Here is a 285-nt window from a genome sequence, read left to right as displayed (position 1 = left end):
CTATCAGGGCGGCCCGCTGGTGATCAATCTGTGGGCCACCTGGTGCCCGCCGTGCCGACGCGAAATGCCGGTGCTGGAAAACGCCCAGCGCATGCGCCCCGACGTGACCTTCCTGTTCGTCAACCAGGCCGAAAGCATGCAAAGCGTCAGCACCTACCTGGCCACCCAGGGCCTGAACCTGGACAACGTGCTGTTCGACGCCAGCGGCCGCCTCGGCCAGGCCGTGGGTTCCATGGCGCTGCCGACTACGCTGTTCTACCAAGCCGATGGGCGCCTGATCAACAG

General features: G+C 65.6%; 1 protein-coding gene. It reads left to right on the top strand.

Going from position 1 to position 285, the window contains the following annotated elements; genetic code table 11:
• A partial coding sequence (locus AAEY72_RS14525) for a TlpA family protein disulfide reductase (RefSeq protein WP_352311228.1) occupies positions 1-285 on the top strand: 285 nt, incomplete at both ends.

The organism is Psychrobacter sp. W2-37-MNA-CIBAN-0211, from assembly GCF_040309405.1.
GTDB lineage: Bacteria > Pseudomonadota > Gammaproteobacteria > Pseudomonadales > Moraxellaceae > Psychrobacter > Psychrobacter glaciei.
Note: the sequence above shows the minus strand (reverse complement) of the source record. Positions and strands in the feature narration are given on the sequence as shown.